Below are 25,006 nucleotides of genomic sequence, written 5' to 3'. Positions count from 1 at the left end.
CTTCATTTTACCAGCCTTTCTTTTGTAATGCTTCCAATACAACTATCTCATCCATATTAGCATCCATTGTGCCCGCCACCGCGATGGCTCCGACCAATTCGTTTTCAAAATATATGGGATATCCGCCCTTAAGAGGTACGTAAGCTTGGCTGGAGGCACTGTTCAATACCAACATAGGGGTTCGCCCATCGAAAATAACATCTTCCAAATCCTTGGTTGGCCGTCGAAATGCCGCCGATGTAGCGGCTTTACCTATTGCTATGCCCGAAGCACTGCTCATGGTGTCATCTAGACTTTCGAGCATTATGGTATTTCCCCCACTATCAACAATGGCTATGGCTCCCGGTACATTGTATTTGACCGCGGATTCAATGGCGGCGACCATTAAGGATTTCGCCTCTTGATGGGTTATTTTATAAGTTTTTTTCGGCATCTTTTATAATCTGTAGATTTCTTGTCTTACTAATTTCATAAGGTCCATGTGCTTCTCTTCGCGCATCAGCCTCCTATACTTATCTCGATCCAAGTGCTCCACTATATTCCAAATGGCCTTGTTCATTTCGGCATGCTCGGTAAAAAAGCCGACCATATCGAAGATACGGGGGGAAGCATCGGCCGTGAAGTACTTGTCATATCCAAACTCCTTGGCATAGAAGAAAAATTCAACGGTATGTAGAAAGTTTCGCGAGCCTCCTATCAAATCCCAGTCAAACTGCCAATCGTTATCATTAGTATGCAGATAATAATCTACATTGGAACGCTCGCACATGGCAAGTACTTCCGCAGGATTTTCCTTTGCCAAAAGCGAATGACCAAAATCGATAGTGATACCCGTGGCGGAATTTTGGACCTCTTTTAAAAAAACTATGGTCTTTGCACAGCTATCCAAGAAACAGTTCACCCGGGTCTCATTGATCTTATATTCAACGAACAAGGGCATTTCCGGCCTATAATCCGCAGCTTCGGCAAAAGTATCGATCATGTTCGACCAGCCTTTCTTATAGTCGACTTGAAACAGGTTATCGTAACCATCCGAAAGTGGACAAACGGTGACTAAGGGCGCGCCAACGGCAATTGCATAATCTTTGGCATCTTTTATCAATTGGGCCGCACTTTTTCGCAACGCTGCATCCGGTCTTGACAGGGCACCCGGCACCCATTTGGCTTCCTTTTTAATATTGGCGTTTACCGCTGCAAACTCCAATCCCATTTCTTGCATCAGTGCCTTGGTCGCCACGGCTTCTTCGGTTTCATAGGGAAAAACGATTTCAACCCCCGTGACCCCATCAATTTTTTTAACGGTCTCCAAACGCTCACGAAGTCCCGTCGGTTTTTGGTACTCGGAAAAACGATCTTGGGTTTTACTTAAAAAAGCGGTAATTATGCTTTGTTTCATAGTGTTAATAGATATGTGTTTAATATTTATTTTATCGTATCAGGCTCTTTTTCTATAATCGTATCACGAACGATATCCGGATCTGTAAATTGGTCGTTGAGGTCGGTTACCGTAGTAGAAAAAGAATACATTACCGCTCCTCTCGGCCCTGCTTGAAACCAATGCTTTGTTCCGGCCGGAAGTTCCAATTGGTCGCCCGGCGCCATAACAATCTCATTCCGCATGGTATAGCAGTCTTCCTTCCCATCTACTATAAAGCCTTTTTTCATATTGTTTTCTCCAGGGATATAGAAATAGAGGTCCCCACAAATGGCCCTGATAACCTCTTCCTTACCTGGATCATCGCCAACGGTAGGATGCCAATGTTCCGGCTCCGTCTGAAAAGGCAACAACACCAATATCTTTCCCGCAATACGGCCGGTCTGGAACATGGTCAAGATCTGCACCCCCTCTTTCTTAATCCGGTTAAGACCAAAATCAGCCGCCGTCATTTTTTGCTTATCGGCGGGTGTTAACAGTAGACCTGCCGCTTCGATCATCTTAATCGACCTTTGACAGACCTCTTTAAACTCATCGTATTTTATCATGATTAATTTTTTGTTCTATTTTTAATTAATGAAGAGGGGTCTGCGGCTTTATGGCCATCCACATAGGTATGGCCAAAATGTTCAATGCGGCCGCTAAAAAGAAAAACGGTGTATTAGACCCTGTAAAGGCCACCAAATACGGGAATGCCAAAGCCGTAAAAAATGAACCAAGGTTGCCTGCCATATTCATGGTGCCACTAACTGCCCCTGAGTATTCCTTACCTACATCGAGGCATACGGACCAAGAGGGACTCAGCGTCATGTCCGCTCCAAAAACCGCCATGGAAATAAAAATTACCGCTCCCAGCACATCATTCATGTACACGCTGCCGACAAGACCTATGGCCGCCAAGGAAAAGCCAATAATCGCAGGGAGTTTCCTTGACAAGTTCCATCCCCCCTTTTTATAAATGGCATCTACCATATAGCCCGAAACCCAATTTCCCAATGCCCCGAAAAGAAATGGGGCCGAAGAATAGAACCCAGCCTCGACGATGTCCAGATTATATTGGGTCTTTAGATGCGGAAACAACCATGTCAAGCAAAAGAAAAACGTGAAATTACTGCTGAAATACTGGCCCATTAACAACCACATAGCCTTTGAACCGAACATTTTGGCAAATGACAGGGGCACTTTTTCCTTAGGTGCCTTTTGGGTATCCGCCTCTATGAGGGCCAGCTCATTTTCGGACATGGACTTATGCTCCCTAGGAACGTCCCTATACCACCAGTACCACATCAAGGCCCAAATTACTCCTATGGCCCCAAGAATGACAAAGCTCATACGCCAACTGGTCAAGGCAATCAACCATGCAACAATGGGCAGTGCAATGGCAGCCCCCAACCTTCCTCCCGAAAAATTGATTCCGTGGACCAAGCCCCGTTCTTTGACAGGAATCCAATTAAATATAGCGCGGGCCATGCATGGAAAAGCCCCTGCCTCACCCACTCCAAATAAAAACCGCACCACCAATAAGGCCCCAAAACCGAAAACGGCACCGGTCAAGGCCGTAAAAACGGACCAAAGGCCCACCACTGCGGTCAATATTTTTCTAGCCCCAAATTTATCGGCCAGATAGCCCGATGGGGTTTGAAAAAGGGCATACCCTAATGCAAAGATTGAAAGCACCCAACCCATTTGCTTATCCGAAAGACCAAGGTCATTAGCTACAGGGTCTTTAGCTACCGAAATCAATATCCTGTCGAACAATACAATCATGGATAAAATGAACGTACCGAAGACCATACGATACCTTATAGGAAAAAATGAGCTCTTCTTAGTCATTTATCCTTTTTAAGATCAATTGTTTTGTTCTATCCAAGTGCAACTTCGCCAAGGATTCAGCCAAATCGGCATCTCGTTTAGCTATGGCCTCAATCATATCCATGTGCTCTCCGAGCGTTTCATCCGGAAACCTCAACAGTCCAATAGCATCCATACTCACAAGAAGGTTTCCCTGCCTGAACAACCTATGTAAATACTCATTCTGACTCCCTTTTATAATAGTTTCATGAAATTCGGCATCCACCCTCTTATAATCCTCCAAATCAATTTCCCCCTTAAAAAAAGGTTTGAACATATGCTCGAGAGCTGTGATTTCCTCGGCACTGGCCCGCTCGGTAAAAAGTCTGATGGCCACACCTTCGAGTGCCGCCCTACATTCATAGATCTCTACAATTTCTTGATCGGTAAATTCCTTTACAATCACGCCCCTACGGGGAACGGACGCTATGAGCCCTTCACCTTCCAGTATTTGGAGCGCCGTCCTTAAGGGAGTTCTGCTTATACCTAAATCTTCCGCAAGTTTATCCTGCACTATTTTTTGCCCTGGCTTCAATTCCTTCGACATGATCATAGCCCTAACCATTTTGTAGGCCTGATCGCTCAATTCGTTGTTCGCAATTTTTCTCATCTTCTATTTTTTGTATACCGTATACGAAATACCGTATGCGAAGATAGAAAAGAAAATCATTTACACAAGGTCTTTTTTTAATATATCCTCAAAATTTAATGACAAAATCTAGCAAATCAACCAGCGCAAAGCCCATATATTATTGATACCCTAATCACCCTCCCCCCCCTAGCTTAATGGGAAGTACAACAAAAACCACAGTCCCCATCCTCTCGTGGCCCCCTAGGTATATAAAAGGCTTTTCCTTGTCTTCAAATAAAAGAAATAAAGTTTCTTAGTTTTCATCGCCCTTGTCAACATAGAGCAAGATCGCATGCAACCGATGTAGGGTAAAGAATTTTAAAATCGAGATTTTCTAAGTCTGAAACCGCTTGGTTTTCACATCTTGGGCTCAAATGATAATTGACCTCAGGCACCGGTTGGGCCCCACGTCCATTGCGCTCAAAATATTAATGCCCCTTTAAAAGCAATCCAAATATCGACTTTTTGTGTATGTGTAACGAGGAAACTCTAGCTCCCCCCGATAAACCATGATCATTTGAGTTATTTTTTTTTTAGAAAGAAAGACACACTTATGTATTCTAGCATTGCTTCGTTACAGCTTGACCAAGCTCTGCCCCTATGATAATATTTGGTCAAAAAACGCCATACTTCAAAGTAAAATATACCCCTCTGATGCTATGGTAGCTTGCAGGGTGATGGAAGCCAGAAAATGGTCAACTTCATACAATAATGCAATAACTTACGAACGTTTATAAAGCCCATAACAGGCGATACCTCCCCAAGCAAGATTGACAAAAACCACGGCCCAAGCCGAGTAAAAAGCTCCATTGGCTATGAATAGCGCGCTACCCGCTATGTTAAACCAATGGTATATTGGTTGATGGGATAACCACTTCCCCTGAATAAGCATATAATAAGAGAAAAGAAAGCAAAAAGTTCCTACCCAACCTAAGATTTCAAAGTACACACTCATTCTTCTTTATATTCAAAAAGGCTAAGACAGTGGGAAATATAAAGGTCTAGCTGCTTTAGGTCGGCACTGTTCTTCGGGTCGAACATGCCCATATAATAGTAGGACCCATCTACCAAAGCAAATATAATTTCGGTAAGTTCATCAATATTCGTATTGCTAATGATTCCATTTCCATAAGCTTGTTTCAACTCTTCCCTAAGTACTTCGTGCAGCTTTAGAAGGTATTCCTTAAAACTACTGTTGAAAGCTTGGTTTCTATAAATAAGGGCATAGCAACTATAAAATACCCCATCATCAAAATATTGGTCCCATTTTCTTGAAAAAAGATTGTGGATTAAGTCTTCCAAGTCTTTACGGGTTTCAATTTGGCCCTTGTGGTCTTCAAACATGACATATAAATGTTGTTGAAGAATATATTCGTTGAGTCCGATCAATAGCTCATCCTTGGTATTAAAATAATGCATTACCAATCCATTGCTAACCCCCATAGTCTTGGCCACTTTCGCAATAGAGGCATTCTCAAGCCCGCCCTGTTTGGCTACCTCATAAAAAGCCTTGATAATTTCCAAACGTCTAGTAGATCCTAAACTCTTTCTTCCCATGCTTTGGTCTGTTTTATTCTTACTAACAATATTAACGATTTTCGAAAATAAATAAACTGAACGGTCATTCAATTTATTTTGCGATTCGATAACCTTTACTTAATCATTTTTTAATTGAACGCTCGTTCAATTTATTTTTCTTTGGGCCATCCTTAATTCTTCAACTATGAAAAATAGATATTTCCTTTTATTGACCTTTATGCTTCAGTGGACAATGAGTAGTGCGCATTCGCCGATTATTACCGATAGTATTCAAAAGAAAGTGGTTTTTATTATTGTAGACGGCATTTCTGCAGACCAATTAAAAAAGGCCAATACTCCTTATTTAGACCAAATTGCATCCGAAGGCAGCTTCTCCAAGGCATTTGTTGGAGGAGGAAAGAACACCTATTCAGAAACCCCGACCATATCCGCCGTAGGATACAACAGTTTACTGACCGGAACCTGGGCCAACAAGCACAATGTTTGGGGCAATAGCATTAAAGCGCCCAATTATAGCTATCCGACAATTTTTAAATTATACAAAGATGCCAGGCCCCATGGTACTATTGGCATTTTTTCCTCTTGGCTCGACAACCGCACCAAGTTAGTAGGTGAAGGGTTAAAGGAAACAGGAAGCCTAAAAGTAGATTATGCCTTTGATGGTCTTGAATACGATACCATAAACTTTCCCCATGACAAAGAGCGAAATTTCATGAAGCTTATCGACTACACCGTAGCCGACCAGGCAGCAAGGACCATCCGGGAGCATGCTCCCGATGTTTCATGGGTATATTTAGAATTTTCCGATGATATGGGGCATGGCTTTGGGGATAGCGATAGGTTCAACGCGGCAGTTCACTTTGAAGATGGTTTAATAGGAAGAATATGGAAAGCGGTCAAAGATCGAGAAAAGGAATATGCGGAAGAATGGCTATTCGTTGTCACTACCGATCACGGTAGAAGTGCCGAGGACGGAAAACATCACGGAGGACAGACGGACAGGGAACGTAGTACTTGGATAGTGACCAATTATAAGGACACCAATTCTTATTTCGACGCACATACTCCTGCCATAGTTGATATACTTCCTACCATGACCGATTTTTTAGATATCGAAGTACCTGTGGAAACCAAAAGGGAATGGGATGGCGTCTCACTAATACGACCAGTGGACGCCTACGGATTAAAGGCTGAAAAGCAGGGAAGAAAACTGCGCCTGACATGGACTCCCTTATCCAAGGGAGACGGAACAATTTATTTGAGCATGACCAACCATGCACAAACCGGGGGCCAAGACACTTACAAACCCATAAAAACCGTGACAATGGAAAAAGGCCAGATTATCATACCATTTCGAAAAAACACCGAAGGTTTTGGCAAAATAGTATTAGAAACCCCTAACACACAGCTCAACACCTGGATAGTGGACAAACAATAAACCAACTACAAATAAGAATCAGATGAAAATGAAAAACCATTTATTAGTATTGCTTTTTTTGACTCTGGCTTTCAGCGGCTTCTGTCAAGAAAAGATAAAGGGTACCGTACTCGATGAGGAGGGGGTTCCCATGGCCGGGGTCACCGTCTTGGTGAGCGGTACCACCATAGGTAGTACTACCGATTTTGATGGAAATTATAGCATTGGCGCGAATGAAGGACAAGACCTAGTGTTCTCCTATATGGGCTACCTTGATAGAACCGTAAGGATAGCATCAGCACGTACCATTAACGTTGTACTTCAAGAAGATGTTCAAGCACTTAGTGAAGTGGTGGTGGTTGGGTTCGGATCTCAGAAAAAAGTAAATCTTTCCGGTGCGGTAAACAGTGTTTCCGTTGCACAATTGGGTACTCGCCCGATCAATAATGTTACCCAGGGACTTCAAGGTATGTCTCCTGGGTTGAACGTTGATTTTTCCAGTGGGGCACCGGGCGCGGCCCCGAAAATAAATATTCGTGGCTTTACCTCCATAAATGGTGGAGATCCACTAGTATTGATCGACAATATACCTTCAGATGTCTCCTACCTCAATCAAATCGCCCCTGAGGATATAGAAAATATATCCGTACTAAAAGATGCTTCCTCTGCGGCCATTTATGGTGCTAGGGCGGCTTTTGGTGTAGTTTTGGTAACTACCAAAAACGGTAAGGAAGGCAAAACCAACATCAGTTACAACACCAACGTAACTGTTGGCAAGCCTACCGTAACCCCGAATAAAATTGCCGATCCCTATATTTACATGCGCCTGCAAAAAACTTTTTCGGGAAATACCCCTTGGGACAACCAGTTCTTTACGGACGACCAGTGGAAATGGGCCAAAGAACGCAGCGATAATCCTAGCGGAACCATTGGGGCCCGAGTGAACGAAAGCACAGGGATGTGGGAATACATGGGAAACCAAGATTGGACCGATTATTTCTTATCGGGCACAACCTATTCTACTAATCACAACTTGAGTATAAACGGCGGAACGGATAAATTGAATTACTTTGTTTCCGGTTCTTACAACAAAGATAATGGGTCCTTAATCTTGGCCGACGATTATTATACCCGTTCCGGTATCCGCACCAAGTTGAACACTCAATTGAACAATTGGTTCAGTCTAGGGAACAATACCTCCTACATCATAGGAACAAGAAAAAATCCTTCCTACTTCGATATTACCACACTATATAACTTCAACACCTACGAGTATGCGAAAAATCCCGACAGTACTTGGGCCAACACCAATGTAGGACGAATGGCCGCCCAGTTGACCGATGGAGGAAACGAAAATTATCAAACCAGCACTTTCCGGACCAACTTTACCGCCCAAGCGTGGGTTTTGAAAGATATTCTAAAAGTCAATGCTGAATACACATTTGAACAAGAAAACCAAAACTACGATGCGAACTATTCGAAAATACGAATAGGATTTGCCCCTCAAGACATAAGGGAAGAAGGGGAAAATAAAGTTTGGAAGGGGTTTGGTGAAGAAAAATATAATGTGCTAAACATCTACACCACCTTCTCCAAAAGTTTCGGAGACGACCATAATTTGACTCTTTTGGCAGGCTATAACCAAGAAGAATATAGGGATGAGTACAGCTCGTTAAACCGGGCCGGCGTCATTGCGTCATCCCTGCCGACCATTCAATTGGCCACCGGAGATATAGAAGGCACACAGAACATTTATAGTTGGGCGTTACGCGGTGCTTTTTACCGGGCCAATTACACCTTTAAAGACAAATACATACTAGAGCTAAACGGTCGATACGATGGGTCTTCAAGATTTCCCAAGGATAAAAGATTCGGCTTCTTCCCTTCAGTATCCGCCGCATGGAATGTTTCCAGGGAAAAGTTTATGCAATCATTAGACCCTATAGTGAGCTTGCTAAAATTCCGGGCTTCCTATGGCACCCTTGGTAACCAAGATGTGGGCTCCTTCGGTTATATACCCACAATGACGGCAAGAAATGCCGATTATATCATTGGTGGATCTTTACCACTACAGGTCGATTCGCCAGCTTTGGTCTCGGACAACTATAGCTGGGAAACCGTAACCACGCAAAACTTTGGTATCGACTTAGGCCTCTTTAACAACAAGGTCAATGCCACCTTTGATATCTACAGGAGAGATACAAAGGATATGCTCACCCTTGGAAAAGATCTGCCCTCGGTTTTAGGAGCCTTCGAACCTTTGGAGAATGCCGCTGATCTAAAAACCAAGGGTTGGGAACTTTCAATAGGCTATCAAAATAATTTTGGCATCGATAAGCCCTTTGGCCTTAATGCTCGTTTTATATTAAGCGACAGCCGTTCGTATATTACGAGCTTCGACAACCCCAATAACAGTTTGATCCAATATCGGGAGGGAATGGAATTGGGCGAAATTTGGGGACTTACCTCGGACGGATTGTTTCGGTCCCAAGAAGAAATCGATGCGCTTGACGAAACAAGTTTGATTCCGTGGGGCGCCTTGGAAATTGTAGAAGGATGGCCCAAGTATATAGACCAAGATGGAAACGGTGCCATCGAGGTAGGCAGCACGGCCGATGACCCGAAAGATGTAAGCGTAATAGGCAATATGATGCCCCGCTATAGGCTTGGTTTCAATTTGAACATGGACTGGAACAACTTTGACCTGGGCATTTTCCTACAAGGGGTGGGCAAACGCGACTATTATCCCAAAGATTATTTGTATTGGGGTTTTTACCAACAACCTTATGCGGGTGGTTACGACCATTTAAACGACTACTATCGCGCCTCCGATGATCCTGCCGAACTCATGGCACAACATTCAAGCGCATATATCGCATCGGGATTAGCGAGTGCAAATACCGATTCAAAATACCCTGTAGCCCAATCGTGGCTTGCCGACCGCAATTTGGGCGAACGTATAGATGAAGCCAAGGGCTTGGCAATACCTCAAACCGATTATATGCTTAATGCGGCCTATATCCGTTTCAAGAATATCACTTTCGGATATACCATCCCATCCGAGTACGCGAATAGAATGGGTATCTCGTCATTAAGGGTTTACTTTAGTGGCGACAACCTTTTCGAGTGGTCTGAAGTGGCGGATTTCTTTGACCCAGAATCTATATCGGACATAGACAACAGACTGAACCCTGCATTTAGTCCAGGACGTACGGAGACCAGTGGTTACCAATACCCTTACCAACGCAAATACGCCTTGGGCCTAAACGTTACTTTTTAACGCCAAATCAAACTGAAAGATGAAAAACACTAGAACATTTATAAAATCTGCCATATCGATAATAGTCGTTTCTGCCTTTATGGCCTGTAACGACGATTTTTTGGAACAGTTGCCCGAGACAGAAATTGGGGCAGAAAAGTTTTTTAACACGGAAGAAGACCTGGCTATTTATATCAACAGTCTTTACAATTTCCCAGGGATAGAACTGTATTCCGAAGATGAGGCAACCGACAATATGGCGACTACCGGAAACCGTGAGATCAAGACCATTATGACTACCGACGCCAGTTCGACCTCCATAACCAATGGTTGGGACTGGGGACAACTAAGGGATGTGAATTTTTTTCTAGAGCATGTTGGGAATGCTAAAGTTACCGATGAAATCCGTAATCATTACATAGGTGTAGCCCGTTTTTTCAGGGCTCAGTTTTACATGGAAAAAGTAAAGCGCTATTCAAATGTGCCCTGGTATGATTTTGTGCTAGGGACTTCCGATGATGATGCCTTGTTCAAATCAAGTGACAAACGTGAGACCGTTATAGCAAATGTTTTTGAAGACTATCGTTTTGCCTTGGAAAATGTAATGGAAGACACCCCAAATGGGGCAGTAAACAAATGGGTGATTGCCAGCTATTACGGACGCAGCGCATTATATGAAGGGACCTTTAGAAAGTACCATGGCGAATTGGGATTGGAAGCTACCGCAAACGATTATCTACAGTTGGCCCATAAGGTTTCCAAGGAAATTATGGATAATGGTGGTTTTTCCATCTATAATACAGGAAATCCCAATAGCGACTATCATACCTTGTTCGAAAGTCAGGATTTGACCGGAAACCCTGAAATTATATTGGCCAATTATTTCGAAAGGGACTTAAAGAACGCCAGTGACCCCCAATATATGTTCGGAAGTTACGAAGGAGGGCCTGCCCGTGATCTGGTCGTATCCTACTTGATGGACGATGGTGCCTATTTTAGCGAACAGCCGAATACCGACACCATGATGTTTGTTGAAGAATTTGAAAAAAGAGACCCTAGACTTTCACAAACCTTCGCATTCCCTGGCTGGGAGTTGTTTTACACATCTACCTACAGCCCAGGAAACACAAACTATGTACAGGAGTTAAAAAAGAATTTCACAGGCTATCATCAGATCAAGGGTTTCCTTAATAACGCATCCAATGATGTGCGATCTGGAGTAGATATCCCCGTACTACGCTATGCGGAAGTTCTATTGACCTATGCAGAAGCGAGGGCCGAACTAGGCACCCTTTCCCAATCGGATTTAGACATCTCGATAAACGTTTTGCGCGATCGTGCAGGAATGCCCCATTTAACCATGTCCGCCAGTTTAGACCCCTACCAAGCGGAAAAGTACCCACAGGTTTCAAACCCCTTACTCTTAGAGATAAGAAGAGAACGTCGGGTAGAATTGGCATTGGAAGGAAGAAGACTGGATGACCTAAACCGTTGGGCAGCCGGTAAAGCTATGGAAGAAGAACCTGTAGGCATGTACTTCCCCTCTCTAGGCAAATTTGATCTTACCGGAGACGGAATAGAAGATATTGTACTATTAAGTGATTCGGAATTGGCGCCCGAACCCAAGGAAACCAATTCCTTGGGGGCCACCCTAATTTATTATACCACCGGAAACATAGGGAGTATAAGTGCCGATGTGTACTTGACGAACGGAACAAGTGGGCACGTAATAGCCACACCCGAGCGCGGTATTTTTCAAGAGCCCAAACATTATTATCGACCTATTCCGGCGCCCGATATGGCCCTTAATCCAAACCTAGAACAGGTGTTTGATTGGAAGTAATACCGCTCTCAATTAATTATATCCTTTCTAGAAAGAGGTAAACACACCATGTTTTTTTAGCCATTAGAAGCCCCTGAATCAGGGGCTTTTTACTAATGTCATTTTTCTCGTATTTGCAAGACAGGACATGGGTACGTTTTTGACATTTCACAAAACGGTATCAAAGGAACACGCATACAAAAAAGCTTTTATTGCAATCCGAACTCTTGAACAAAACCGTCCTTGACACTCGCTCTCCCGTCCCTATCCGCAACTATTTAAGTTTAGGCCTCTTGTATCATCTCGGTCAAAACTTGTTTAAAAACCTCTACCGGCTGTGCCCCCGTCAGTGCGCTCTTTTTATCGAACACAAAAGTAGGTACCGAAGATACGCCCAGTCCCTGCCAATATTGCTCTTTGGAAGTGACTTCATAACGTGCATTATCATCATCCAGTCGGGCCATGGCCTCTTCTGCATTTAAACCAACGGCCTTTAGCTCTTCTGCCAAGACCGCTCGCTTTGACACATCTTTTCTTTCACTAAAAAATGCCGTAACCAATCGCATTTTCAATTCGGTCTGCTTGCCCTTTTCATGTGCATATTCGAGTAAAACGTGTGCATCACGGGTATTGGCCATTCTCATATCATCAAAATAGTCGAAGGTAAAGCCTAGCTCTTCGCCAAATTCCGTCATTCGCTCTTGAGACAATTTTTGATCTTCAAGTGAGGAACCGTACTTTTCGGTAAGGTGCTCTTGTACATTTTGCCCTTCAGGCGGCATATGCGGATTCAGTTCGAAGGGTTGCCATTCCAACTCGATCTTGTCTTCAATACCCATTTCAGAAATGGCCCTTTCCAAGCGTTTGTAACCTATTACACACCAAGGACAAACTACATCTGAAACCAAATCTATCTTTATCTTTTCTGCCATAATCTATGTTATATCATTAAAAAATAGGGAATCGCCCTTGAAATTAAGGTAGATTCCCTACCTAAGACGATCCTCTCTATAAAACCTTACTAATTTGAACTTGCGGATGCACGTTCGTAAAATTAGGAAGATCTGCCAATAGCTTTTGCGCATTGGCCCCAAACGATTCTTGAAATGACACCAAGGAATCATATAGTAGATTGGCTATCGCCTTGTAGGGCGCATTATCGCCCGAGGTGCCGCTGTTACCAAAGCGACTTTATTCTCGATTGAAATACCCATAATCCTATATTTTTATCCTAAACGTTTTCAAGCTTATGTTTTTAAAGGGAAGAATAAGCCTTCCACATAAAGTGAAAGGCTTAAACATTGCCATCAAGCTTCGTTAACAAACAACATTAGGCAATCTTCTCTTCTTTTTTCCAAGCAAATTTTTGAAAAGCTGTATCAACCGGAGTTTCTGCAATATGGTTTACATAGTTACTGATCACTTTTTGGGAAAGGCCCAAGATGATCTCAAGCAATTGTCGCTCTTCGTAACCGGCAGCGTAAAACGCCTGTACGTCTTCATTTTCAATATGTCCCCTGTTACGAACAATCTTAAGTGTCGTTTCGTGAAGAACCTGTAGTTTTTCAGATGGTAATTCAGTACCATTTCTCAAGGCTTCGGTAATGGCATCATCTACCTTCATCATTTTTGCGATGGCGGTATGCGCCGGCACACAATAGTGACAAGCATGCTCTACATTAATCGTTTGCCATACCACGGTAAGCTCATCATTATCAAAAGATGAGTTTACAAAAAGCTCATGTAAAGATTGGTAAGCCTTTAAAAGACCGGGTGCCCCAGCCAATACCGCATGAAGGTTTGGAATATTACCAAACGCCTTAATGGAATTTTCCAATAATGGCTTGCTTTCTTCGGGTGCTGTTTCTAGGGTGTGATTTGTTAATGTGCTCATAGTTTCAATTTTTATTTATTATCCAATTTATTTCTAAGCAAACGCTTAGTTTAGGTGTAAAAAATTTTATAGGTTCAAAAACGTAATTTCAATGGTGTCCTTGAGTTGGCTTTGGTCGAAAACTTTTGACGAAACTGACAAACCCAACAAACTATTCATCAAATAATTTGATTGCCTCTTTGCTTCTTCCCCGGTTTTTCCTTCCTCTTGTAAGAGGTTATCAATAAACAACTGCTTGATACTGTTGGCAAATTCCATCAACTGCTCCATTATTAAGGGGTCTGCATCGGCCTTGATCTCATTGACCGTATTGGTCACAAGGCAGCCTTTGTTTTTACCGTCTTCTTTTGCAAACTCTAAAAAATCATAGAAGTATTGCTTGATACCTTCCTTACCGTTATTGGACTGGGCCAGCTTTTCGGTTATGCAGCGTATTCTTTTTTTGTAGGCGTTAATACTTTCTAAGAATACGCCCTGTTTATTGCCAAAACTAGAATAAATGGAAAACTGGTTAATCCCCATTTCCTTTTCCAGCATACGTACGGTAGTGGCCTCATAGCCATTCTTCCAGAAAAGGGCCGTGGCCTTTTCTATCACCTCTTCTTCGTTATATTGCTTTTTTCTGGCCAATGGTTCTAAACTAGACGACAAAACTAAGCAGTTGCTTTGATTCGACCAAACAATTAAGAATACTTTGGCTTTGAAGTACAAAAAACAGCTCAAAGGCCGATTCATATGTATGAATACAACTTTTGAGCTGTCTTTAACAAGGCAATAGGGGCCTATCGATAGGAAACCGCGATCTTGGCCAATTGACCAACAATTTTAACCGAGTCTTTCATAGATAATTTAGAACCATCGGCATGGATCCACCTTTTGAGCGGCTGTTCACAAATGATACGTTTGGCCTCTTCCTTTCCGTAGTGCTTTCTCATGCGCATAAATATCTCCACATCAAAAAGCCATTTGGTAATGAACTTTTTATTGAACATAGTAGAGGCTATCTCACGGTCCATAATCTTGGCCCCACATTGGGTATCCTTAAACGGCATACCCAAAATGGTCTGTATGATCAGGTTAATGGTCATACTTATGACCTTTCTGGCCGATTCCTTAGTAATGTTCGCCCCCATCCTACTGATGCGGGAACCGCTGACGATCTTAAATTGTGAAGTTTCAATGGTCTTAACCAAATCGTCAAAATCTCTAAAATCCGTAGAAAGATCGGCATCTAAATATCCCAAATAATCTAATTGCTCATCTTTAATCATATGTAAGATACCCTGGCGCACCGCTTCCGCCTTACCTCCGTTCTTCTCACAATTATATATACTTATATTGGACTCGTTCCCTTTACGAAGTTCATGTAACACTTCTAGGGTTTTATCCGTACTTCCGTCATTTACAAAACATAAATGATATCCTAAATTCTCCTGCGCAAAAGCTTTGAATTCTGGCCCTGACAAACGGTCTTCTTCATTGTAACAAGGAATAACTACACCCACACAATTCTTTTGAAGCATTCGGGCATTATCACTATTAACAGCTTGTTTTTGAACGTCGGGCGCACCTATAATTCTCTTTATCCGTGCAGCCATTTCATCTAAGCTCACAGGTTTTTTCATATAGTCATTGATACCTAAATCAAAACCATCAACAATGATTTTTTCATCAGTATTGCCCGACATAATCAAAATCGGGATATCTGATTTTTCGTTTACCCGTATATGCTCAACTACTTTAAGTCCGGACATACCCGGCATATTTATATCCACTAAAACCAGATCAGGGTGAAAGTCGTTATAGACTTCAATTCCCTGCGCGCCAGAACTGGCCGTTTTAACTTCATATCCTAATTCTAACAATCGCCTTTCAACCGAAAGCAAAATCAGCTGTTGGTCGTCAATGGTTAATATTTTCATGATGGTATACTTTATAAAGGTGTGGGACCTGTTTTTGTTTATGCTTTTGTTTTTTCGTGAGTTAATCCGATGGCGTTTACGTCTATTATCTGCCCTTTCGTTTTTTGCACTTGAATGGCCTTGAAATAATCTAAATACATTTTGGCGATAGCACTCATTGGTAGTGAGCATGCCGCTTCGTAATTCGCCCGGGCCAGTTCGGTTCTATAGGCCTCATCGGTAAGTATTTTTTCTATTGCATCCGCTAGGGATATTTTGTTTTCAGGTAAAAAGAATTCCCCTCTATACCCTTCTTCCTGGACCAGTACGCTCAAGTCGCCCAAATCAGGTAAGGCCACGGCTTTACCATAACTTCCGGCTTGGTGCAATACGCCCGAACTACCAGTGGTAGAGGTATAAGGAAAGACCACAACGGCGCTTTCGCCAAAAATAACCGGCACATCTTCTTCGGCAACGTAGCCCGTAAAACGTATTTGGGGAACATGACTGTAGACTTCCTCCATTTTTTTGAGATATCCCGGCGTATTCGGACTATCCGTTCCGGCGATTACGATTTCAATGTCTTCATTACTTCTATTTCGAATGACCTCTATGGCCTCAATCAGCACCTCGACCTTTTTATAGGTACCGAACTTGCCAAAAGCCATTACCTGCTTGGGCCCGGGGGGCAAGCTAAAATCAGGTTCCGGTGGGGTTTCGAAAGATCCATGGGGAATCAAGGCAATGTTCTTGGCCTTGTATTTTTCCTCTAGAATAGTTACATATTTGCTGATAGTCACCGCCAATATATCGGAAGCCAGAACGAACTTCGTCAAAGTAGTACCGATAAAACCGTATATCTTCTGAAGCAACTTGCTTTTGGTAAAGCCCGCACTGTCCAAATCTACTTGTTCCAAAATATTATGCAGTAAGGAAATAGTGGGTATACCCTTTAACTTGCTCATATAAGGCAACATCAACCCTAAGGCTGCCGGTATCTTTTTGTCCCCGAACTTCAAAAATTGCAGGTTAAAAAGTACGGCATCGGGACTATGGGTTTTAATCGCCTTGTTGACCCGCCATAAATTGGTATAGCTATTAAAATCCCAACACGCTTCAACGGTAATCTTACAACCCTCGCCCTCAAAGGAAAGGTCTTTTGGGTCATCCGTTCTATCGGTCATTAAAATAATTTCGGTGACCTCTTCTTGCAACCTAAAGTGTTTTACAAGATAATATCCGTATTCGGTCAATGTTACTTTACTGGGCGGATATGCGGTTACAATGGCTAATTTCATAGTATATGACTTAAAATTCAAGGCGATTTCATAAAGGGAGCTTATCCCCTCATTTTTGTTTCTTAATTTATTCTTCCCTAGCTTTTTCGGGCGTGCCGTTCCGGCCCAATTCCTTATGGGCGAAATACAGCAACTGAACCAGCAATAGTACCGACATGGCAATAAGCTGCATATGTACCACACGATCAAGGCTCTCATGATAGAGCACTACCAATAAAATCTGCGAAAGCCCTAATATCCCAGAAAGGATTACGGGTACATAGTGGTCTAGGGACAAAAAGTAATAGGCGAAAATATTCGATATGGCAAACAGCGATGTGGCCAGGGCGTACTGCCATAACAAACTAGACATAGCGATATAGGAATCCCCGAACATTAGGGTAATGATCAATTCCGGAAAAAAGTAACAGACCACCACGATACCGGCCGACAATAGTCCTATATACGATACATATTTAAATAATATGGGCGCTGTAGGTTCTCCATCTTTCTGTTTCTGCACGACTACGGGCAACAATAACATCACGAACATCCAAGCCACAAAATACACTACCCTACCTATTAGGGCCAATGAAGCATATAGCCCCGCCTCCATAGGTTCGAAGTAATGCTTTACCAGCAATACGTCACTATTGTTTATGATAATCTGGGTAAACTCGTAACAAGCGGTCAACCAGATAAACTGTGAGACCCGCTTTGCATTATCGGGACTCAACTTTCTAGATTCCTTAAAGGATATGGATGTACTGTCGGAAGGAAAAAGTCCGAACAAAAAAGACAAAAAGATACCCAAGGCTACCAATGTTCCAGGCTCAATATCCAATAAAAAGAGCAAAATCATGGTTAGTAGCAATCGGCTCCACATTTCGGTCTGATAGGTAATGGACAATTTGGCAAACTCTTGTCTACCTTGATAAGCCCCCCTATTGACACTCATAAAAAAATAAATAGGTATACCTAGGCCGAAGATGACAAACATCCAATGGCTATCGGTATTAAAAAGCGATTGCAGTTGTTTTGAAAAAACAAGAATGAGGACCCCAATGACCAGACCTACGATACTGGCCTGACGGTAACTGATGTTTTTAAATACATCCCATTCACGGCCCGAAAAAATAACCGCAAATTTTGCGGTAGCCAACTGAAAAGTCATTCCCATAAAGGACAAGACCAATAATAAGGTTACCAAAAGTGCAGCTTCCGAAAAAGCGGCAGGGCCCAATAGGCGCCCCAATAGCAAATTGTATAGGTAGTTGCCGCCGTTTACCAAAAGAACGCTCCCCATGAACAACTGTTCTTGGGATACTTTCTTCAACATTAGTTTGATGGCGGTCATGGTTCTATTATTAGATTTTATACAAGGTCTTACCCCTTGTATTTCTACTTTTCCATATGACTGATTTCTTTTACGTCAGATGAACATTCTGTTTTTCAAATAATTAGCTAACCCCATTTAGGGTAATCTTAGCATAGTACGTAAACGCCGTTTTATAGAAATATTGTAAGATTTAACTTATAATCGATAAAATGTAGCGTTTCATAGAATTATTTTGCATTTCATAGACAAAATCAATAAAAACGATTCTTAATTTACCCTATCCACGATGCTTTTATCTTGTCTTAGGGCGTATACACAGCATCTTCCACCAATTTTACAGAAGAAGCTTTTCAAGACCATCACCCGAAATTCACCTGCTTTAATATGGTTGGATTCCGATAGGCCGTTTACTCGTACACATTGACAAATTTATCCTCCCATCGGCATCTTTTCAGACTCGAAATTGCTGATTTACACTTAACTGTAGACGAATGGCGTATTGCCTTAGACCAGCAATACCATCGATGAAATACAATATTAATACCTTTACTTTGTTATATTTTCTGACAAATAACCTCAATGCAACGTACCAATGTATTATTGATCTTAGCACTGGTCATAGGTATTGCCTTTCACGGGTCTAGCATTTTCTTCACTCTTGAGACAACTTATGATGCCCTGATCCATCTGTTTTTTGCGGACCATTATGCCAATAGTTGGTTTGAGCCGTGGGACTATCGATGGTACACTGGTTTTACCGTGCAGGCCTACCCCCCATTGGTACATCAATCCATTGGTATTCTTTCCCATATAGGCGGACTCAAATTTGGAATGTTCAGCGTAGCCCTTATCGGCATTGTCCTGTTTATAACGGGGGCCTATCGTTTTGGTCTATTGATGACCGGAGACCGGAAAATAGCCGGGTATACCGCCTTGTTGGCGGTCTTTTCATCGACTTTTGTTGAAACCCTTCATATTTTCGGGCAATTGCCCAGTATCATAGGCCTATCTATCCTTTTACATTCCTTGCCCGAAATATACCTCTGGGTAAAAACCGGAAAATCGAGGTACCTGGCCACCAGCCTTTCTTTGATTGCCGTAACGGTAACCTCTCATCATGTGACGCCCATTTTTGGTATGATTTTCTTTATCTTTCCCTTACTGGGAATGGCGGTAATGGACTCGGCCAGAGACCAGGTCAACAGCTTTAGGGAAGTACGTTTCGGGGTCTTTTTTAAACAATTTAAAAAGCTGTTCTGGCGCATTGTCATTTTCGGTTTTTCCTCTTTGTTCCTTATCGTTACCTGTATTTTGCCCTACTGGATCAATTCAAAGAAAAACCCCATTACCCAAGTACCCATTCCGCATGGTTCAAGGGACAATTTTCTTGAGGTAACCTCATCGGGACTCGTATTCTTCGTTATTCCATGGGGGATTCTCACATTTATCCTGCCCTTTCTTTTTTACCGTTATTATAGCCGACGCTATATCTTTTTCGGATTATCGTTTTCAATGTTGACCCTTTTGGGAACCGGAGGAACCACCCCCCTTCCCCTGAAACTGCTCGGCGAAACGGCTTTTAATATATTGACCCTAGACCGCTTTACGCTCTGGGCCACCATTATGGCGCTACCGCTTTTTGGCGAGTTCGCCTACCGGATGGTAGAAGGCGACCTAAAAGACCGTATTCAGGAAAATTGGGGCCGTGTATACCATCGTATTTTGGGAGGCCTTATTGTGGGCGGTATGCTTTTCATGGTCATCTTTACCATGAGCCTAGGCTATTTTAGGCCATCACAGCCGCAGAAAATAAAGATGCAGCCCATTGTCAATTTTTTAAGCCAAGATTCGCACGACCACTGGCGCTACCTACCTTTGGGCTTCGGCGATCAAATGGCGTGGCTTTCGGCCCAGACCCAGGCCATGACGGTAGACGGCAATTACCACTCCGCACGGCGGCTGCCCGAACTGACGACCAGGGCCATTGAACGCCTTGAAAATTCAAAATTTAGAGGCGTTGAGGGCATCGGCTCTTTACAACAATTCTTGACCGTACCGGAAAAATACAATCTGAAATACATCTTCTCAAACGACAAATTCTACGACCCCATTCTCTACTTCTGCGGATGGCAACGCCTACAACAATTGGAAAACGGTATTATGGTTTGGGAAAAACTGAACGTACCGCCATTCCCTACCATTATGCCCAAAGAAGACGTACATGTGGCCCTAAAGCTCATGTGGGGCATCATTCCCATTCTTACGGTCTTACTGGCCTTTGTCATCAACATTCAATGGATATGGGTCAGGGCATTAAAACTAAAGCCCCTACCACAGGGCGAGTTCGTAAAATACGCCATCGACCACAACAACTTCCCAAAACGATTGATTGTCATCAATCATATCTGGGCCTTCATACTACTGATCGTATTGGGCTATGGCACTTATCTTTTCTACATCAAAAACGTAGATCAGGTAGCCCCCTCAAACGTGGTCGAAGCCTACTATGACGCTCTTGACTTCAAGGAATTCAACAAGGCCTATTCATTTTTGAATCCCGATAGCGATAAAACCATTGCCCAGTATATGCTTGAGGTTTCCGTCACCGATGGCATTCTCAGTTCCTACGCCAAACTCGATTCCTTAGGCATCGAATTTTTACGGCAAAATGACACCAGTGCCCGGGTAAAGGCGGCCACAAGATGGATCACTCCCCTTGAGAGCATTCACAAAGACTACTACCACAGCCTTATCAAAAAGAAAGGAAAATGGTATATCGAGCCTTCATCCCTAGACAACGACCTACCGCCCGACCAATTGTTCACTTCGAACAACACCACTTTTTTCAACCACGGTCGACGAAAGATCACTACCCAGCAGACCCATCATGAAGACGTTCTAAAACAACCCGTTCTTGAAGTGCTAAAGGCCCGGCTTGTACAATACCAAGGGAGCTACAGCATTATCGGCGAGCTTCAGAACGTAGACCATGTTCCTGCGGATGTGGTTATAAAGGGTACGCTGTACAATGACCAGAACAAAGAACTGGCCACTTATAACGCGAAAGATGTAGCCAAGCATAAATTGATGCCCAAGGAGACCACTACCTTTAGAATAGACTTTGAAGGTATTGCCTGGTCATCTACCAAAGACACCTTGCCCCCTACCTTTGACCCAGACCAGTTTACCCCAATGACCTTCGATGAACAACCCACAAAGTTCAACCTGCAATGTGCGGGAAATGTGGCCAACACCGATCTCTATAAACAAGTAAGCCTGCAAGAGCTGGTTTTTGAAGATGATAAAATAAGCGGTACCCTTTTTAACTCGGGCATTCAAGAGGTGACCATTCCCCAGCTTTTAATTTCGTATTACGATAAAAACCAAGAACTCATTTGGGTCGAACACAAATTCTTGACCGATGGGGTGCGCATTCAAAGGAAACGCTTCTTTGAATACAAAGTAGCGTCTTTATCGGATATTAAAATCATAAACAGCAGTCTTACAAACTGCTTTGTAAACGGCAGTCCCAATTCCGAAATCGGAAAAAAGGTGTTTCCCGACAGAAACATATCCCATAGTCAAGACCAACTACAACCCTATTCGGGAGACGGTTTTGAATTCTTAAAATTTGAGTTGAACAGTTATATAGGCAATCCGAAATGACAAGGCATCTTCTACATATCTGTGTTCTTATTTCGACGCTTTTCTTCGGATGTTCCAAACATCCCGAGAAAACAGAAAAGTCGAATGCCACCTTTGAGCTGCTCAGCGAAAAACAAATTTTTACCGCGGGGGAAGCCTTCTCGCTAGACTTTAAAACTTCCGGAAAATCAAATGCCGTCCTTGCGATCAGAAATGCCATAGGTACCACCATCCTTAGCCCTTCGTTTAGCGATGGCATCCTTCAATTTTCCATTCCCAAGAACTTCCATGAAAAATCGGGCCCCTGTTATTGGTCGTTGTTCTCCGATTCCGAAGAGAAAATGAACGGCACGGTCAACATCCATATCAACCCGAGGAAAGGCACGTTCCTAGAATCGTACTTAGGCCCAAGAAGCCTTACTGCAGGCCCTGAGGATTACGCCATGTTCGTTATGGTGCCGACCGACATTTATGACAATCCGCTAAACGACAGCACATCGGTTTTTAGCAAAATCCAATTCCAAGACCGTCAATCCGAAAGCGAATTATTTACCAAGAACCTCATGGCATGGTCAAAGGTACGGCCTCCGACAAAATCGGGACGTATGCTGATTTCCGCAGCTTGTAACGAAACCGACTCCAAGGAATTCACCACCATCGTATACCCTGCAAACCCTATAGATTTCACCACTTCCTATGAGCGAAACCACGAATATGCCGATGGCAACCAGGTCATCACCTTTAAAAGCAGCATTCTTAAGGACACTTACGGAAATATAGTAAGTGATGGCACCTTGGTATCCTTTATCATTACCGATGAGAAAGGGGCCAAACTAAAAGCACAGGGTACCACTCTAAACGGCATGGCCCAAGCACGGCTTTTACACCCAGAACACCAAGCCTCATGGTCTATAGAAGCCTTTGTAACGGGTGCGGCCAAAAGCAAGCTTATAAAAGTTGACTTCAAGGCTTCGGTAACCGATTACAACCTACGGTTCTCCGAAGACCATAGAAGCATCTCCGTGGGGCCGCTAAAAAGTTTTATGAACCAATTGGTACCTGACGGCATGCCCATTTCGTTGACCGTCAAAGACAATAAAGGCAACATTTTAGACCTACTCAGAACCTCATCGATGCAAGGCAAAGGTCAATTTGAACTCTCTCGGGATTTCTACCCGAACGACACCTATCTATTATTGATCAAAACAGCGGGTATAACCAAGACAAAATCAGTAGCACTAAAATGAAAATGAACCGAAACCTATATCGTATTTTCCTACTGGTCACGTTTTTGGCCCTTAACGCCCTCATCCTATTCGGGGTCACTAGCGCATTGACCTATTTGAACACCGGTGCGGATCGTACATCAATGTTGCACCTGCACGAGGAAATATCCGCCTCCTACCTGCCTAAAGTGCAATGGGAAATTGCCCAAAACGAAGGCCGTCCTATGGAAACACAAACCTTGGGCGAAATAGAACGCGATTACCTAAGTGCCTGGCAGGTGCGTAACGCCGCCTATGCCAACAACCTTCCCTATGGCGTGGCCGACTACTATACCGATAGTATGCGTACCGAACTTTTTAAGATTACCGAGCTCAACCTAAAAAATAAGGTTACCCTACAGACCACCACACTTGAACATCACCCCAAATTGGAATTTTACAGTACCGATGGTAAGCTTGTGGTCTTCACCGATAAGAACGTCTCGGCCTATGAAGAAGTCTACCAAAACGAAACCTTGGTCGCCAAACGAAAACTATTGTCCGATTACAAGGTAATGCTGCTCTTGGAAGATGGCTTTTGGAGGGTGCGCCATTTGGTAGAAAACACCTTGCCCAAAACGGAAAAACAGACCATCCCGAAGGTGCAAAACCTTAAAAATTTTCATTTTAAGGGAATTAACTACTACCCTCAAAACACCCCTTGGGATATGTTCGGGGATAAATTCGACATCTCAATAATTGAACATGACTTTAAGCTCATGGCCAAAATGGGCATCAATAGCCTACGTATTTTCATTCCGTACGAATCTTTCGGGAAAGAACATGTGGATCAAGAAAAAATACAAAAAGTAAAACTGACCCTTGATATGGCCGAAAAAAGCGGATTGGACATCATGCCTACCCTCTTTGATTTTTATGGGAATTACAGCATCAACGATTGGACGATGACCAACCGCCATGTGGAGCAAGTGGTAGAATCCCTAAAAGACCACAAGGCCATTATTGCTTGGGACGTCAAGAACGAACCCGACCTTGATTTTGAATCACGGGGCAAAGAACGGGTGTTGGCCTGGTTGGAACAGACCGTAGAACGTATTCGTTCAATAGACCCTGAGCGGGCCATTACCATAGGATGGGCAAGTCCGGAAGCCGCCGTTCACCTTAAGGATCAACTTGAGCTTGTCTCGTTTCACTATTACCGTGGTGCTTCGGAATTTGAAGCCGCCTTTACTATTCTAAAAAACAAGGTCACCGATAAACCGCTGTTGTTACAAGAATATGGATATTCTTCCTACGACGGTATCTGGAACGCGTTTTCCGGTTCCGATGAAAAGCAAAAAGCCTATATAGAAACCATTCAAAAGGTCGTGGAAAAAGAGAAGCTATCGCATATGATATGGACACTCTACGATTTCAAGAACATTCCCACTTCCGTAGTAGGCCGCCTGCCTTGGCGAAAAGTACAGCAACGCCATTTTGGCCTACTCGATTCACAGGGAAGAAAAAAACCGGTGTATGACATCTTTATAAATAAGGGGCTAGAATAACAAAGCGCTATTTCGCTTTTACTTTTCGGGTAAAATGCTTGTGTGATCCGAGGAATTTCGCAAGGGTTCCCACCTAATAAAATGAAGTTTTCCCAAAAGAGAAAAGGCGTTAAAAACACCGACTAAACACCTATAAATGAGATACTTTTCTCATTTCAAACGGCTTAAAACAACTATCACAACATTTATGATAAAAGCACCAATAAATAAAATTTATAACCGT

At 43.0% G+C, this 25,006-nt stretch carries 19 protein-coding genes and 1 pseudogene; 6 read left to right on the top strand and 14 right to left on the bottom strand.

Features of this window, described 5'->3' with window-relative positions; genetic code table 11:
• Positions 1–7 precede the first annotated feature (7 nt).
• The 7 genes from B4Q04_RS12400 to B4Q04_RS12370 form a co-directional block, all read right to left on the bottom strand.
• Positions 8–433: a GlcG/HbpS family heme-binding protein gene (locus B4Q04_RS12400; RefSeq protein ID WP_088696995.1), complete on the bottom strand. Its 426-nt coding sequence runs from the start codon at positions 431–433 to the stop codon at positions 8–10.
• 3 nt (positions 434–436) lie between these two features.
• Positions 437–1,396, bottom strand: a complete 960-nt coding sequence (locus tag B4Q04_RS12395; RefSeq protein ID WP_088696994.1) for a sugar phosphate isomerase/epimerase family protein — start codon at positions 1,394–1,396, stop codon at positions 437–439.
• A 26-nt stretch (positions 1,397–1,422) separates the two neighbouring features.
• On the bottom strand, positions 1,423–1,983 hold the full coding sequence (locus B4Q04_RS12390) for a D-lyxose/D-mannose family sugar isomerase (RefSeq protein WP_088696993.1): 561 nt from the start codon (positions 1,981–1,983) through the stop codon (positions 1,423–1,425).
• 25 nt (positions 1,984–2,008) lie between these two features.
• The gene (locus B4Q04_RS12385) at positions 2,009–3,268 is read right to left on the bottom strand and encodes an MFS transporter (RefSeq protein ID WP_088696992.1); all 1,260 of its coding nucleotides are present in this window, start codon (positions 3,266–3,268) and stop codon (positions 2,009–2,011) included.
• Positions 3,261–3,896, bottom strand: a complete 636-nt coding sequence (locus B4Q04_RS12380; RefSeq protein ID WP_088696991.1) for a GntR family transcriptional regulator — start codon at positions 3,894–3,896, stop codon at positions 3,261–3,263. The genes B4Q04_RS12385 and B4Q04_RS12380 overlap by 8 nt, the downstream gene beginning before the upstream one ends.
• Positions 3,897–4,638: 742 nt before the next feature.
• Positions 4,639–4,872, bottom strand: coding sequence for a CBU_0592 family membrane protein (locus B4Q04_RS23170; RefSeq protein WP_088696990.1), 234 nt, complete (start codon positions 4,870–4,872; stop codon positions 4,639–4,641).
• Positions 4,869–5,474, bottom strand: a complete 606-nt coding sequence (locus B4Q04_RS12370; RefSeq protein WP_088696989.1) for a TetR family transcriptional regulator — start codon at positions 5,472–5,474, stop codon at positions 4,869–4,871. Before B4Q04_RS12370 ends, B4Q04_RS23170 begins: the two co-directional genes overlap by 4 nt.
• Before the next feature lie 166 nt (positions 5,475–5,640).
• Here B4Q04_RS12370 and B4Q04_RS12365 point away from each other — a divergent pair, with 166 nt between their 5' ends.
• The 3 genes from B4Q04_RS12365 to B4Q04_RS12355 are packed head-to-tail and all read left to right on the top strand — an operon-like array spanning position 5,641 to position 11,975.
• Positions 5,641–6,894: an alkaline phosphatase family protein gene (locus B4Q04_RS12365; RefSeq protein ID WP_088696988.1), complete on the top strand. Its 1,254-nt coding sequence runs from the start codon at positions 5,641–5,643 to the stop codon at positions 6,892–6,894.
• Positions 6,895–6,916: 22 nt separating this feature from the next.
• Positions 6,917–10,153, top strand: coding sequence for a SusC/RagA family TonB-linked outer membrane protein (locus B4Q04_RS12360; RefSeq protein ID WP_088696987.1), 3,237 nt, complete (start codon positions 6,917–6,919; stop codon positions 10,151–10,153).
• Between the two features lie 19 nt (positions 10,154–10,172).
• Positions 10,173–11,975, top strand: coding sequence for a RagB/SusD family nutrient uptake outer membrane protein (locus B4Q04_RS12355; protein ID WP_088696986.1), 1,803 nt, complete (start codon positions 10,173–10,175; stop codon positions 11,973–11,975).
• Positions 11,976–12,238: 263 nt separating this feature from the next.
• On the opposite strand, the gene B4Q04_RS12350 is transcribed toward B4Q04_RS12355, so the two are convergent.
• From B4Q04_RS12350 to B4Q04_RS12320, 7 genes and pseudogenes are all read right to left on the bottom strand, one after another.
• On the bottom strand, positions 12,239–12,886 hold the full coding sequence (locus B4Q04_RS12350; protein WP_088696985.1) for a DsbA family oxidoreductase: 648 nt from the start codon (positions 12,884–12,886) through the stop codon (positions 12,239–12,241).
• 76 nt (positions 12,887–12,962) lie between these two features.
• Positions 12,963–13,118, bottom strand: a pseudogene (locus B4Q04_RS12345) (EthD family reductase); the annotation flags it as partial.
• A 166-nt stretch (positions 13,119–13,284) separates the two neighbouring features.
• Complete coding sequence (locus B4Q04_RS12340; RefSeq protein WP_088696983.1) at positions 13,285–13,848, bottom strand: carboxymuconolactone decarboxylase family protein; 564 nt, start codon at positions 13,846–13,848, stop codon at positions 13,285–13,287.
• Between the two features lie 66 nt (positions 13,849–13,914).
• Entirely contained in the window at positions 13,915–14,499 is a 585-nt protein-coding gene (locus tag B4Q04_RS12335) for a TetR/AcrR family transcriptional regulator (protein ID WP_316932898.1), read from the bottom strand.
• Between the two features lie 131 nt (positions 14,500–14,630).
• Positions 14,631–15,770: a response regulator gene (locus B4Q04_RS12330; RefSeq protein ID WP_013994331.1), complete on the bottom strand. Its 1,140-nt coding sequence runs from the start codon at positions 15,768–15,770 to the stop codon at positions 14,631–14,633.
• Positions 15,771–15,808: 38 nt separating this feature from the next.
• Positions 15,809–17,047: a glycosyltransferase gene (locus B4Q04_RS12325; protein WP_088696982.1), complete on the bottom strand. Its 1,239-nt coding sequence runs from the start codon at positions 17,045–17,047 to the stop codon at positions 15,809–15,811.
• Between the two features lie 67 nt (positions 17,048–17,114).
• Entirely contained in the window at positions 17,115–18,383 is a 1,269-nt protein-coding gene (locus B4Q04_RS12320; protein WP_088696981.1) for an oligosaccharide flippase family protein, read from the bottom strand.
• A 561-nt stretch (positions 18,384–18,944) separates the two neighbouring features.
• Between B4Q04_RS12320 and B4Q04_RS12315 the strand changes: the two genes are divergently transcribed.
• From B4Q04_RS12315 to B4Q04_RS12305, 3 genes are read left to right on the top strand one after another with little or no spacing between them, the layout of a single operon-like run.
• On the top strand, positions 18,945–22,031 hold the full coding sequence (locus B4Q04_RS12315) for a membrane protein (protein ID WP_013994328.1): 3,087 nt from the start codon (positions 18,945–18,947) through the stop codon (positions 22,029–22,031).
• Complete coding sequence (locus tag B4Q04_RS12310) at positions 22,028–23,257, top strand: hypothetical protein (RefSeq protein ID WP_088696980.1); 1,230 nt, start codon at positions 22,028–22,030, stop codon at positions 23,255–23,257. Before B4Q04_RS12315 ends, B4Q04_RS12310 begins: the two co-directional genes overlap by 4 nt.
• Complete coding sequence (locus tag B4Q04_RS12305; protein ID WP_088696979.1) at positions 23,254–24,783, top strand: glycoside hydrolase family 2 TIM barrel-domain containing protein; 1,530 nt, start codon at positions 23,254–23,256, stop codon at positions 24,781–24,783. Before B4Q04_RS12310 ends, B4Q04_RS12305 begins: the two co-directional genes overlap by 4 nt.
• Positions 24,784–25,006 lie beyond the last annotated feature (223 nt).

Source organism: Zobellia sp. OII3, assembly GCF_002211465.1.
Taxonomy (GTDB): Bacteria; Bacteroidota; Bacteroidia; order Flavobacteriales; family Flavobacteriaceae; genus Zobellia; species Zobellia galactanivorans.
The sequence above is the reverse complement of the archived record's forward strand: the minus strand, read 5'-3'. Positions and strand labels throughout refer to the sequence as shown.

What these genes read in the sequence shown, in the direction of transcription:
- B4Q04_RS12380 (WP_088696991.1), bottom strand. Translation starts at nt 3,896, where the DNA reads ATGAGAAAAATTGCGAACAACGAATTGAGCGATCAGGCCTACAAAATG.
- B4Q04_RS12310 (WP_088696980.1), top strand. Translation starts at nt 22,028, where the DNA reads ATGACAAGGCATCTTCTACATATCTGTGTTCTTATTTCGACGCTTTTC.
- B4Q04_RS12365 (WP_088696988.1), top strand. Translation starts at nt 5,641, where the DNA reads ATGAAAAATAGATATTTCCTTTTATTGACCTTTATGCTTCAGTGGACA.
- B4Q04_RS12385 (WP_088696992.1), bottom strand. Translation starts at nt 3,268, where the DNA reads ATGACTAAGAAGAGCTCATTTTTTCCTATAAGGTATCGTATGGTCTTC.
- B4Q04_RS12330 (WP_013994331.1), bottom strand. Translation starts at nt 15,770, where the DNA reads ATGAAAATATTAACCATTGACGACCAACAGCTGATTTTGCTTTCGGTT.
- B4Q04_RS12355 (WP_088696986.1), top strand. Translation starts at nt 10,173, where the DNA reads ATGAAAAACACTAGAACATTTATAAAATCTGCCATATCGATAATAGTC.
- B4Q04_RS12340 (WP_088696983.1), bottom strand. Translation starts at nt 13,848, where the DNA reads ATGAGCACATTAACAAATCACACCCTAGAAACAGCACCCGAAGAAAGC.
- B4Q04_RS12395 (WP_088696994.1), bottom strand. Translation starts at nt 1,396, where the DNA reads ATGAAACAAAGCATAATTACCGCTTTTTTAAGTAAAACCCAAGATCGT.
- B4Q04_RS12350 (WP_088696985.1), bottom strand. Translation starts at nt 12,886, where the DNA reads ATGGCAGAAAAGATAAAGATAGATTTGGTTTCAGATGTAGTTTGTCCT.
- B4Q04_RS12390 (WP_088696993.1), bottom strand. Translation starts at nt 1,983, where the DNA reads ATGATAAAATACGATGAGTTTAAAGAGGTCTGTCAAAGGTCGATTAAG.
- B4Q04_RS12400 (WP_088696995.1), bottom strand. Translation starts at nt 433, where the DNA reads ATGCCGAAAAAAACTTATAAAATAACCCATCAAGAGGCGAAATCCTTA.
- B4Q04_RS12320 (WP_088696981.1), bottom strand. Translation starts at nt 18,383, where the DNA reads ATGACCGCCATCAAACTAATGTTGAAGAAAGTATCCCAAGAACAGTTG.
- B4Q04_RS12305 (WP_088696979.1), top strand. Translation starts at nt 23,254, where the DNA reads ATGAAAATGAACCGAAACCTATATCGTATTTTCCTACTGGTCACGTTT.
- B4Q04_RS23170 (WP_088696990.1), bottom strand. Translation starts at nt 4,872, where the DNA reads ATGAGTGTGTACTTTGAAATCTTAGGTTGGGTAGGAACTTTTTGCTTT.
- B4Q04_RS12315 (WP_013994328.1), top strand. Translation starts at nt 18,945, where the DNA reads ATGCAACGTACCAATGTATTATTGATCTTAGCACTGGTCATAGGTATT.
- B4Q04_RS12370 (WP_088696989.1), bottom strand. Translation starts at nt 5,474, where the DNA reads ATGGGAAGAAAGAGTTTAGGATCTACTAGACGTTTGGAAATTATCAAG.
- B4Q04_RS12360 (WP_088696987.1), top strand. Translation starts at nt 6,917, where the DNA reads ATGAAAATGAAAAACCATTTATTAGTATTGCTTTTTTTGACTCTGGCT.
- B4Q04_RS12325 (WP_088696982.1), bottom strand. Translation starts at nt 17,047, where the DNA reads ATGAAATTAGCCATTGTAACCGCATATCCGCCCAGTAAAGTAACATTG.